Source organism: Microcystis aeruginosa FD4 (assembly GCF_009792235.1).
Taxonomy (GTDB): Bacteria; Cyanobacteriota; Cyanobacteriia; order Cyanobacteriales; family Microcystaceae; genus Microcystis; species Microcystis viridis.
The window spans coordinates 5,048,730-5,060,494 of sequence record NZ_CP046973.1 but is presented as its reverse complement, the minus strand read 5'-3'; the positions used below and the strand labels follow the sequence as shown (position 1 = coordinate 5,060,494).

General features: G+C 37.1%; 9 protein-coding genes. All 9 read right to left on the bottom strand.

From position 1 onward, the window contains the following. Positions 1-32: 32 nt before the first annotated feature. Positions 33-1,265, bottom strand: a complete 1,233-nt coding sequence (locus GQR42_RS25135; RefSeq protein WP_158202056.1) for a ComEC/Rec2 family competence protein — start codon at positions 1,263-1,265, stop codon at positions 33-35. Between the two features lie 62 nt (positions 1,266-1,327). Beyond that, positions 1,328-1,660 (bottom strand): nucleotidyltransferase domain-containing protein, encoded by a 333-nt coding sequence (locus GQR42_RS25130; RefSeq protein WP_158202055.1) that lies wholly within the window; start codon positions 1,658-1,660, stop codon positions 1,328-1,330. An 89-nt stretch (positions 1,661-1,749) separates the two neighbouring features. Continuing rightward, the gene (locus GQR42_RS25125; RefSeq protein ID WP_158202576.1) at positions 1,750-2,337 is read right to left on the bottom strand and encodes a Uma2 family endonuclease; all 588 of its coding nucleotides are present in this window, start codon (positions 2,335-2,337) and stop codon (positions 1,750-1,752) included. A 116-nt stretch (positions 2,338-2,453) separates the two neighbouring features. Further along, positions 2,454-2,789: a nucleotidyltransferase domain-containing protein gene (locus GQR42_RS25120; protein WP_024969201.1), complete on the bottom strand. Its 336-nt coding sequence runs from the start codon at positions 2,787-2,789 to the stop codon at positions 2,454-2,456. Between the two features lie 65 nt (positions 2,790-2,854). Further along, positions 2,855-3,466 carry a Uma2 family endonuclease gene (locus GQR42_RS25115; RefSeq protein WP_158202054.1) on the bottom strand — a complete coding sequence of 204 codons (612 nt, stop codon included), beginning with the start codon at positions 3,464-3,466 and terminating at the stop codon, positions 2,855-2,857. Positions 3,467-3,558: 92 nt separating this feature from the next. Further along, the gene (locus tag GQR42_RS25110; protein ID WP_158202053.1) at positions 3,559-4,206 is read right to left on the bottom strand and encodes a type I restriction endonuclease subunit R; all 648 of its coding nucleotides are present in this window, start codon (positions 4,204-4,206) and stop codon (positions 3,559-3,561) included. Between the two features lie 41 nt (positions 4,207-4,247). Next, positions 4,248-4,445, bottom strand: coding sequence for a DUF2283 domain-containing protein (locus tag GQR42_RS25105; RefSeq protein WP_158202052.1), 198 nt, complete (start codon positions 4,443-4,445; stop codon positions 4,248-4,250). A gap of 434 nt (positions 4,446-4,879) precedes the next feature. Then, positions 4,880-7,576: a LamG-like jellyroll fold domain-containing protein gene (locus GQR42_RS25100; RefSeq protein WP_233271166.1), complete on the bottom strand. Its 2,697-nt coding sequence runs from the start codon at positions 7,574-7,576 to the stop codon at positions 4,880-4,882. 199 nt (positions 7,577-7,775) lie between these two features. Beyond that, on the bottom strand, positions 7,776-11,762 hold the full coding sequence (locus tag GQR42_RS25095) for a hypothetical protein (protein ID WP_233271165.1): 3,987 nt from the start codon (positions 11,760-11,762) through the stop codon (positions 7,776-7,778). Between the last annotated feature and the right edge of the window lie 3 nt (positions 11,763-11,765).

Here is an 11,765-nt window from a genome sequence, read left to right as displayed (position 1 = left end):
GCTTTACATCTTTTTGTTAGGCTTAATTAGGTTTATGTATGAGCATTATTGAAAGGGCTAGCAGCAACTGAATCAGCACTATAACCAGTGACAGTAAATCGAGATTGACCTAATAGTAATACTCCATTAGGTAGCTGATTGGATTGATCTTCTGTCACTCTCAAAACTATATTTCCCCCTTGTTTATTTGGGGCTGCATCGTCAGGGGGACCCCAAGAACCAGCGACAAACGCTTTTGGAGTGTAGGCAGCAGCAATATTGGGGGCGGGACCTCCCACAGCACCAACTCTTGCATTAAAAGCAGTATCATCACGATCTTCTGTTAGATAGTAATATTGTAGATTTACGCAGTGTTCTAGATTATTAAGCACCTCCTGTCTTGGATGTTCAAAACTATTGTTATAGCCACAGGAAATAAATGCTGCACTTGGTCTTAAACGGTTAACAAAATTTGCGCTAGTTGAGCGATCGCTGCCATGATGGCTGGCTTTCATGGCAAGAATACGTCCAGCATCGTCATCATTTGGATTCAAATTAGTCATAATATGATCTTCTTGAGTAGTTTCTATATCTCCCCCAAGATAATATTTAAAATTGTTGAATTGCACGAGGAATGCCAGACTTTTTTCGTTTTTAGGATCGACACTCTGTCCACTTTGCACAGGATTTGCGGCTCCCGCATTTCTAATATATTGATTAGCGGCAATACAAGTCATTATGGGAGCGCCAGCAGGAACTCCACCTGCAAAACCATACCATAAAACTTCTTTGTTGACTAACCAGTAAGGATTTCTCCATCCTCCGGCTCCTCCTTTTTGAGAATTAACCTGTTGGGTAATTCTGTTTCTCGCTCCGCGAGATTGAATTGCATCTAAATACCTCAAATAGTCAGATTCTTGATTTAAAATAGTAGTATTATCAGTTCCATCTCTTCTTCTTTTTACGGTTATATTTCCTTGTTCTCCTTGGTCAAAAATAATAGTATTATCATAAATATGAGTATTTCGTTGAAGTAAATATCGTAGTCCGTTATAATGATCTCCATCATAATGGGTTGCAATCATTATATCTAAGTTATTAAGGTTAACTGTAGTGTTAAGATATTGATGCACATCCGCACCTTTGTTAAGTTTTCCTCCATCTATTAATACCGATCTGATTATGGGAGCAGCAGCATTAAGAAAAGGAGCGACTTCACGAACAACAATAAGAGTGGCATCTCCCTGTGCAACATCAATATGGTGTATTTCTAATTGCCAAGCCATAATCGGTTTTTCCTTATTAATTTGATGAGCTTTTACAAGTAAGTCAGTCTGAGTCTTCTGTCCTAGAATTTTCCCTCTTTACGAATATTCCTCAGCAAATGACCAGAGCGATGAATGAATCGGTATTCATCCATAAATATACAACTGATTACGGCATCTTTTTCTAAAGATAAACTGGCTATAATGGGTCCAGTTTTTTCAATTTCTTCACCTGCATTTACTTCTCCTTTGAGAACCACTAAGACATCAATATCAGAGTCTGGATGCGCGTCACCCCTAGCTTGAGAACCAAACATGATCAACTGTTTAAGGCGATCGCCGTAATGATTTTTTAATTCTCGTTTCAGTCGAGCGAGAATGGTTTTTAGGGTATCATTGACAATCGTTAATGTCATGCTTAATCATTCTTTTAGGGTAGGGGTTGAATTAGGGGCGATCGCTTTTTATTTTCCATAGTTTTTTACCTCTCTCATTTAGATATATGTTACCCTTCATCTAATTCAAAATCGACTCTTTCATACAAATCTTGAAAGGAAATTTCAAATTCATCTGAAGCCAATTTTAACACGGATTCTGCTCCTTTATAATCATTAAAAATCCATTTTCCATCCCCTTGCTTAAAATATTGAGTTGCATAAAAGCGATCTTGATCGATTAAAAGATATTCCTGAAACTCTGGAATAGAACGATAAAATTCAAATTTATCTGTCCGATCATAATCTCTGGTTGATCGAGAAAGAACTTCTACAATAATTAAAGGATTTGTTACATTTGTTTTACTGCTTCCTTCATAGATTGGTTTTCCTTTTATTACCATTACATCAGGATAAGTGAAGACGCGATATTGAGGTATCCACAAGCGGACATCATTGATATAAATATAATAATCTTGCTCCTGAATTGTTAAAGGAAATTTGCGACAAAAATTGAGAGCAATTTGATTATGATTTGTTGTTCCTCCCGGCATAACTACAATTTCTCCATCTCGGTATTCATGTTTTTCTGTCGCTTTTTCCTCTAAAGTCAAGTATTCTTCAGGGGTATAGTATTTGTTTTCTGTTTGTAAGATCATGATTGACTCCCTAATCTCCAGTATTTTGTAATAATCTGGGTAGTTGTTATCGAGTAATACTTGTGCTGCGGCAGCAGGTTGACGAGCTTTTAAAAGTAATTCAATCTGATCTTCTGTCATAGAATTATTCCCTCTTTACGAATATTCCTAAGCAAAGGACCAGAACGATGAATGAATCGGTATTCATCCATAAATATACAACTGATTACGGCATCTTTTTCTAAAGATAAACTGGCTATAATGGGTCCAGTTTTTTCAATTTCTTCACCTGCATTTACTTCTCCTTTGAGAACCACTAAGACATCAATATCAGAGTCTGGATGCGCGTCACCCCTGGCCTGAGAACCAAACATGATCAACTGTTTAAGGCGATCGCCGTAATGTCTTTTTAGCTCTCGTTTCAGTCGAGCGAGAATGGTTTTTAGGGAGTCATTGACAATCGTTAATGTCATGGTTAATTATCCTTGGTTACTTTGATTTAGAAGCATAGGACATCATTGTTCATAAAAATTAAAATTTACTTTTGACCTTGAAAAACTTGTGCAGCCGTTAAATTTAACTCAGGAAAGATTAGTGATTTATTAATTAAATCCTTTCCCCTAAATTGTTGTACTTGATACTCCCCATCGATCAGTTGATAAATAGAAAGAGTCGGTTGTTTTGGCTGTCCAATAAAACGCACCCCACCTATGCCTAAATAATCCACAATCCAATATTCTTTAATCCCCATCGCCTCATAATCAACTAATTTATAACCATAATCATCCCGCCAATTACTACTAACAACTTCAATCACCAAAGGAATAGATTCCCCCTTGATAAGAGTTGATTTTTTCTCCCATAATGGCTCATTGATCAGATTTTGACGATTAATTAGTAACAAATCCGGATTATAACCCGTTTCCTTATCCTTTAACTTAACTAACGCTTTCGGCGGAATACGATAGGGTAAATTCATCCTCATGTATTCTAAGGTTAATTCTTGGGTAAGAAAGCCAGTAATATCCTCATGTTTTCCTGTGGGTTGCATCTCGATAATTATTCCTTCATGTAATTCATAACGGCGATTTTCTGGTAGCCATTCAATAAACTCATCAAAGGTGATTAATTTTGGTGATAATTGAATCATAAACAAAGTCTCCTACTTTAATTTATTATCGCTATTCCATTTCCAGCATAGGGCTAGAATAAAGAACGATTATTTAACCATTTTTTAATTTTTTAAGCCGTCCTGTTTATGATCATAATTTTAGCAATTTGTTTGAGAATTTGCAAGATATCCTCTAACTGATTTCTTCGGGGTAAAAGCAGGGAAAAAATGTTAGAAAAGTCATATTGAGGAACGCCTGATGTCAGCATTTTAATAAACATAAATTCATCACCGTTACCTATCAAACCATAGACAGGTATTTGAGGGTTAGGATTAGCCATCATGTAAGTCATTATTTGCGGTAATGCAACAGGAAAAGCAATGGTAGATTTAGATTCAATGATTAACACCCAGAGTTGTTGAGCAATAATTAAAGTATCAATTCTCCCCCGTAAGATTTCCTCCTCCTCTTCTATTTCTATTTCAACACTTGCTTCAGTGGTGACATAGAAAGGTTCATCATATAAACCCGCCAAAGTTAGTAAAGGAGAAATGAGTAATTGATTGATCACTCCTTCTGCTAAAGGACTTCTCTCTCTATGGCGTTCAAATCGTCTTTTGATTTGCTCTAAGGTTTCTTTTTCTTGAGTAGTTAGTTCAGGTAAGTCCTGTTGCCATTCACTAAAAAATTGATCGTTGTCTGTAGCAGATAAATTAAACTTTTGCTTCAGAACAGCCAAAGTAGTGATAGTTTTAGAAATAGGGTAAGTCTGTATCATAAGAAATTCCTCTGAGAATTGGGGGGTGAATTAGGGGGCGATCATACTGCAATTCCTTCGGTAGTAAGGTGATTAATATCCGTTCTTTCACTTGCGTGTTCCAGAGTGATGGCGCAGATGTTACCATTGTCATCGATTTCCAATAGTGTGTTCTCATCGAGTTCTCTGGTGTCAATAATATTGGAGTTTTTGAACTCAAGATATAAGGTGTCAGTATCTTTGAAGTATTGAAGTTTCATGGCTTAAATCTTCGATCAAAAAATGCGTTATGGACTGTTTCATGATCTGGAAGTAGAACTACTCGCAGATATCTGTTTTCCGCTTCTATGATTCGACCCCATAGTCTAATTCTACCATCCGACTGAATCTGAGTGCGCTCTGGGTTTTCCATTACATAAATGATCCATTCATCTCTGATCAGTAATCGATCTGGACGACTCCTGACTGAATCAAAATAGCGAGTGGTTTTCAAAGGTCAAGGGGAATCTAAATAAACATCTCTTTAAATCATATAATGATCTCCTGCTAAATGGGTAGGGAATTAATGGTAGGATAGGGGGCGATCTCTTTTCCTTTTGCATGACTTATTACCTCTGAGAACTGGGGGTGGAATGGAGTGCGATCGCTTTTTATGTTCCATCATTTTTTAGCTAATTTGGAGCAAAATAAAAGGCTATAGCTTCATAATATAGGCTAACGCATAATAGGGTGGGATGTTGTTATGTGCTTGTCCAGCACCACTTTGATTGATAGCCAAGTTATGAGTATGTTCCCCCTTTCCCCCAGTCGGTGCTGAATTAGGAGTCCATTGTGCCACAGGGTCTCCGTATGTATAGGCGTAGCTGTTTGCATTAGCCCAATTATTTGCATTGTTATAAACATTTGCTTGTATCATTCTCTCTTGCCCCCAACCTTCTCCACCACCACCACTATCCGTTGGGATGATATGCCGGTGCTGACTACTTTCTGCTGTTCCAGTATGTCTGTGAGGAGGCATTTGTGCTTCGGTTAGGGTTACAGTAGCCTGACCCCCAGTAGTCTTAACTCCATAGTTAGATCCTGCTCCTACGATAAATCGATCTCGCAAATCGGGTGTACCGTTCTGGCCATTACATAAAGCCCACCCAACAGGAATTTGATTGACATCCCCAGACCACATTATAATCATTCCCCGTAAAACAACTGAAGTATTACCATAATTCAACAGTTCATAGTAAGTTGTTTTCAGATGAGCATTAGAGCCTCTATGGGGTTGACAGACTTCCATTGCTCCCACCCGTCCTTTGACAAATAAGAGAACATAGGGAGAACGCTCACGAAATTCACCTTTTACTAAGTCAAAAGCCCTTAAAGCATTAATGGAAGTTAATAAAGTTTCTGCCGCTCCACCTCTAGGAGCATTATTTATAGCATCCCAACTAGCTACTGCAACAACATCACCATTAGCAACATTATTTTGATCATTAATCCAATTTGCCCAATCATTCCAATAACTTTTATCGGCAAAAATATCATGAGAAGTGCCTTTTTTATAACTACCATCAGGACGAAGAATAACTGTATTTAATCCCCTGTTATTAGTCATAGTAATTGCAACATTAGCAATTTTTAAAAACGTATTATTTCCTTCGGGAGAGTCAAAAGCAGAACCTCTTAAATAAATTTCATAATTTTCATAAATCAGAGGATTTCCCCCTCGGTAAATTGTGCCGCTAACATTGAGATCGCCTCCCTGTACGTTTAATTTGAATTTCCCTGGGTCGCTGATACCAATCCCTACATTACCTTCCTTATATAAAATGGGCATTTTCTCTATGGTGCAAATAAAAGTTCCATCCCAATAACCCGGAATATTTTCATAGCGTATATAAAGATTGGTCTGACCGGAAGGAAGAGAAGAAATGATATTGTTAATTGTTAATTCAATACCCTGTTCCTGTCGTAACTCAACGTTTTCTTCATTTTGATTAGTTATTGTCCAAGTTGGCGACTCTCCTTGAGTCTCTTTAACAATTTTCCACTCCTCTATATGTCTTGCCATCAGTCGAAAATCTTTTCCTTGAATCCCTATTCCTTGTACCTGACTTGTGGTTCCCAAGGCCCAATCCTTATTCTGATTTGCTTCTTGAACATCAAAAGAGATAATAAACTTAGAGGCATTATCCCCCTTACTATCTGGAATCAAAGGAATAGATTTATCTTTTAATACATTAACAATTCGCAAAGTTAACTTATTTGTCGTTGTGCCATCATTCAAAATCCGATTAGAGCCTACAAAACTGACATGAAGCGGAATATTTTTCTTACCCCGATGATCGATAACACTGAGGTTTTTTTCTCGGTAATAATGAGTTAAAGTCTCTCCTTGATAAGGAAACTCTGGACATAAAAACTCAACTCTGGTTGTTCTTGCCCCTCCCGCTGCTGAAGCACTGACGTTTGGCAGGGTTAAAGTAACGACCTCATTAGCTGATAAAGTAGTATTAGTTGTTAAGAAATAGAGAGAAACTATCCCATCTGCTTGAGTAACAGGAGAACTCATACTCCAATTACTTTGGGGTTTTAAAGCCAATTGCTGTAAAGATTTAGGCGATAGAGTATCAGGTCTAAATCTTAATTCAAAATGATAATTATTTTGACTGACTGCTCCACTTTTTGCCGGTAAAGTAATCCCCTGTTCTGTATCATTTTGAATTTCAAAAACCAGTTCTTCTCCTTTAGTATCATTTTCAATGAAGATAACTGACTCTTGATCCTCTCCTTCATATAAATTAAAATTAAGAGGATAGGCAAGATTAAAAGCGGCGATCGCCGTTAAATCATTATTCATATCCCGTTTAATTTCTTCTGGGAATAATGCCTTATTATAGATGCGGAGATGAGCAATTGTTCCCGCGAAATAGTTAGCATAAGCTTCATTGCTTCCTCCTCTACGTGCTAGATAAAGAGGTGAATCATTTTGTGTTTGAGATTGGGTTGTATCATCCGTACTATTTTCTTCATGTCCATCTAAATAAAGCTGCAACTTGCTCCCTTCTTTCACAAAAGCAATGTGATAGAATTGCTCACTATTAAGTTTAGTTGTGGTGGTGACAGAGGGATTATTAGAACCATCATATCTTGCTGCATGGATTGTTTGGTTATCACGCACATATCTGATGACATAGGGATAACCTCCACTACCATTCCATTTTTCAATAATATCGTTGTCACCATTGGTTTTAAATGCTTGTTCTTTGGCTATTTTTATCCAGCTTGCAACGGTAAAATCTTGATTAGTGGCAAAGTTAATAGCATCTGAATTAGGAATTTCTATATAGTCTTGTCTTCCATCAAAAATCAAACAACTGCCAAAATGTTCATCAGGCACAACTTGGGGATTACCGTGAATTGTATATTGACTCTCAGTAAAAGCTGAAACATTCTCACTTAAAAAAGCACTACGAACTCTTTGATTGTCTGCATCGGGGATAATGGTATCTAGTTTTAGATGCAGAACTAAGTCATTAGTGTTACTCATAATTGATACTCCTTGATTAAAAAAATTAGCGGGTGAATCTTGAATAAAGTTAGGGATTAGGATTATTAGGGTTTGGTGGCTCTTTTTTGGGGCTTAACTTTAACCATCCCTCTCGAATTTCTTGCTTGCCAGAGAAGATAGCATTAACATTAGTTTGACCTATTTTATCAGCAGTTGACCATTGTTCCTTTTCTTTCTCTAACCATGACCACTGATAACCAACTTCATCAGGTAAAGCTAAATTAATTTTAGCAGAATCTGTCAAGATAGGAGCAGAGAAGAAAGTAATTTCTATTTTCTCTAAAGCATCCTGATATTGATCCGGGGGAATATCAATAGATTTCGTCGGTAAAATTCCAGTAGTTGCGTGAACTTTTCCTCTTGGGTCTATCAGCATTGTCAACAGGGTAGGAGGATCTTTTAGATTAAGATCAATATGCCAAGGATTGTTAGCATTATGAAATTTAATAGCATGATGATTAATTCCCTCTAAATCACTTTGAGAGGCATAAAATATATCCTTGAGACTTCCATCATCCCCTTCCAACCAATAACCTAATAAACCATCATTTAACTGTTTATATTCTCCTAAACGAATCGGAAACTTCACCTTTTCAAAGCCATCTGTTTCTCGGAAATTACGTCTTAAATCTTGCCAAAATACCCCCCAATCTTGGTTAATAGCTGCAAGTCCCTCTAATTCCAAATTTAAAGAAGCTCTGACTAGGGCAATAGGTCGTCCCATTAACAGTGCTAAACCTTGATTTTGCGCCGAATTTTCGGGATCAATGTTTTCTAACCCACTATCTAAAGCAGAAATAAAATCAGACAAAAATTCTGCCCCCTGCTTAATAATATAGTTAATCACTTTTTGTAAATGATCATCAATTTTATCAAAGGGGATAACCGTATTTTCACCCGGCGCAGCTTGCCATTTTGCTAATTGATTAATCGAACCCAAAGCCTTACCCTGATTATCATAGATAGCGAGACTATTATCTAAATTATTAGGTAATATCCAGCCACAAATAGGAGTAGTAGCTGGATGACTATTCATTTCCTGTTCCCCTTCAATTGCAGATAACCAACGGAAATTAATACGCGCCGGTTGTACCAAACGAGGGGGTAAAGATATCAGATAGGGACTGCCGGGAGTCGTCATCTGTTCAGGAGTGATAATATTACTAATATCTAAATCCTTCACCCGTCCAAAAGTATCTACTAACCGCAACCGTAAAATCTTCATCACTCCTGAGCGAATTGGGTTAAAATCATTTAAAGGTTCTGGCGCACTACGGATACTTTGTTGTACCATTTCTTTTATTTCATCTGTAAAAGGCTGATAATCATTAAATCCTAAAGGATCAGCAATAGGTAACTGTAACGTCTGTTTGTGCATCAATAAAGCCTCGTTAAACCCTCCTAAAGCTTGAGATAGACAATTTAGGCTTAAAAGATTTTGATAAGCTCTAATGGCAGTATAAATGGGGTCTTTAGCTTTTTGATCCGAGAGTAGATTAGTGAAAATTAAATTAGGATTACTAGGATCATAACAGGGTTTTTGCTCATACCAAGCTTGAATGGCTTGAATCTTTTCTTGTTGGTCTAAGTTGGTCAAAGAATTTGGTTTGTCCTTATACCAATCTTGGATTCTTTTTTGGTAAGCTTCTCCTTGTTCAGACTGTTTTAGTTCGTAATATTCTTTAGCCTCATCAGGTAACTGTTTCTTTAAATAAACTTCTATTTTTTCCTTAAGCTTAATTCCGGCATGGGGTGTTAAAATACTCCGACCACTATAAACATTAGCAGCTTTAAGAACAGCCCCCTTTCCGTACTGTAAAGAAAGCTCTGGCTCGTTTTCTTTCAAGGTATAATTACCCGTAATAAACTCAGCATCATATTGATGATTATAGATGCCATGATTACAGCCATTTTGGAGGGGAAAAACTTCTACCTCCCACTCTAGTAAAAACGGATGCCAAGGTTGTTCTTCCCAAGTGCTAAAGCCAATATATTCCCCTGTTTTATTGTTTTCTATCTGATCAATTTTACCGAGAATAGACGAAAAGCTATTAACAGAAATGTCCTCTTCCTGTTGTAAAATATCACATTCTAACAGTCCATCATCCCTCAATCTTCCATCTTGTCCATGGCGAATGGTGGGTTTTACCCCTTCCCCCGCCATCAAGATAACTGGTTCTGTTGGTTGCCAATAACGGGAACTAGCAATAGGTTTCAGGGTGTAAGGTGGTGGAGCTTTTAAGATTAGCTGAGGGAAAGAAACTTCTAAAAGCAGACGATTGCAACGGACTAATTCTTCTTCGTTTTTAGTAAAAATTAAATTTAAGGCATCTATAATTTCTCCTTGGTTTTTCCCTGCAATTAAAAGCAGACGATTGCAACGGACTAATTCTTCTTCGTTTTTAGTAAAAATTAAATTTAAGGCATCTATAATTTCTCCTTGGTTTTTCCCTGCAATTTTACTGGGCAAATCGGGGATTAACTGCTTAATTCTTTTAATTGGCTCTGTTGTTCCTTGTTGTAACTGATTAATCAATTTTTCCCAGTCTAAAATATCACTAACTTTTAATTTACACTGGGTAATATTTACTTGAGTAATCGCCTGTTGTAATTGAGTTAAAGATTTATTCAATAACTTTTCATAATTCTCTAGATCATTCAGTTTTGCCTTTAAAGGTTTAATTCCCTTCTCCTGAATATAATATTTAACTTCATCAATATCAGGATACTGAGCGGTGCTACCTTGGGGTGGATAAGCACTTAACATATACTTATACCAATCAGAAAAGAGTTGCCGACGCAGGGACTCAATTTCATCCAAAGTGCAGTCATATTTCTGTTGAGATAGATTAAGCTGATTCAGTTTAGGAGCTATATTATCGGGTAAAGTAACTTCGCTCTGAGCTTGAGCATCTTCAGCATTTGCTATTGTCGAGTTTGTACTTTCTAAACTAACAGTCCATATTGTCCCAGATGCGATCGCATTAAACCCTTTTTCATGACGTGCTTCCTCAAACTTAGCCGTTAGATCCAACTGACGACTTTCTAAGCGAGAAGCTAGGGTTAAAGCTTCTAATTGATCTTCAATAATAGATTGAGAATTGTTGTCAATTTTTTGACCTAAATAAGCAGATAATGCCTCCGTTCCCGTATTTCCTACAGCCACTTCTACCGAAATTTCTCTCTCTGTATTGGTTGGAGACGCAAACTTTAAGCGGGCATAGCAAAGTATTCTTTGAGGTATTTGTTCATTGCTTTTAACGGGAATGTCCCACTTGAATTCCTCTTGTATCGCTTTGATTAATTCTTGTGTAGTTAATTGAGATTTTGATTTGATGAATTGATTGAAATAATCCTTTTCTAAGTCACTATACCACCCAATCACATCATACTGTAAACTATCAGTAGGTTGAGGAAAATAATCATCATAAAAGCCAAAAACACTGTGACAATTAGGATAAAAAGCCGCAAAAGTAGGTTCACCATAACCCACGGCAGTTAATGAGGGTAGATATTCAGCATCGGGATCATTTTCTAACCAAGCTTCTATAGGCAGTTTGCGACCTAAATAGCGAAATGGTTGATGATTACCATTACCATTCTTTATCTCAATGGGATAAGCAATACTACCTAACTGCTCCCCTTCTCCTTCCCGATAAAGATAATCACTCTCCACTACCCATTGACGTTTTTCTCCGTTAAGAGTGCGTGTTACTAACCAGCGATTAGGAACTGATGGGAAAACTGTCTTTTTATCGCTATCTTGAATCCCTTTTGTTAAAGCATCTGGTAAGGCCCAATGTAAATGGATTCCTGCTTTCAGGTACAGATTTTGATTTTGAAAGGGTTGGGAAACAATCTCCTCGCTGATATGAGCAATATTCGGATTTACGTCTCTTTTTCTATTAAAATAAGGAATGATGCTAAAATCTGCCATCGCCTCTACAACTAGGCGATCTCTTTTCAGATAGAGAGCATCCAAATGAACAGGAATCATTAAAATACTATTGACCATGTT

Excerpts from the sequence above, each read along its gene's own strand:
- GQR42_RS25135 (WP_158202056.1), bottom strand. The coding sequence starts at position 1,265 with ATGGCTTGGCAATTAGAAATACACCATATTGATGTTGCACAGGGAGAT.
- GQR42_RS25130 (WP_158202055.1), bottom strand. The coding sequence starts at position 1,660 with ATGACATTAACGATTGTCAATGATACCCTAAAAACCATTCTCGCTCGA.
- GQR42_RS25125 (WP_158202576.1), bottom strand. The coding sequence starts at position 2,337 with ATGATCTTACAAACAGAAAACAAATACTATACCCCTGAAGAATACTTG.
- GQR42_RS25120 (WP_024969201.1), bottom strand. The coding sequence starts at position 2,789 with ATGACATTAACGATTGTCAATGACTCCCTAAAAACCATTCTCGCTCGA.
- GQR42_RS25115 (WP_158202054.1), bottom strand. The coding sequence starts at position 3,466 with ATGATTCAATTATCACCAAAATTAATCACCTTTGATGAGTTTATTGAA.
- GQR42_RS25110 (WP_158202053.1), bottom strand. The coding sequence starts at position 4,206 with ATGATACAGACTTACCCTATTTCTAAAACTATCACTACTTTGGCTGTT.
- GQR42_RS25105 (WP_158202052.1), bottom strand. The coding sequence starts at position 4,445 with ATGAAACTTCAATACTTCAAAGATACTGACACCTTATATCTTGAGTTC.
- GQR42_RS25095 (WP_233271165.1), bottom strand. The coding sequence starts at position 11,762 with ATGGTCAATAGTATTTTAATGATTCCTGTTCATTTGGATGCTCTCTAT.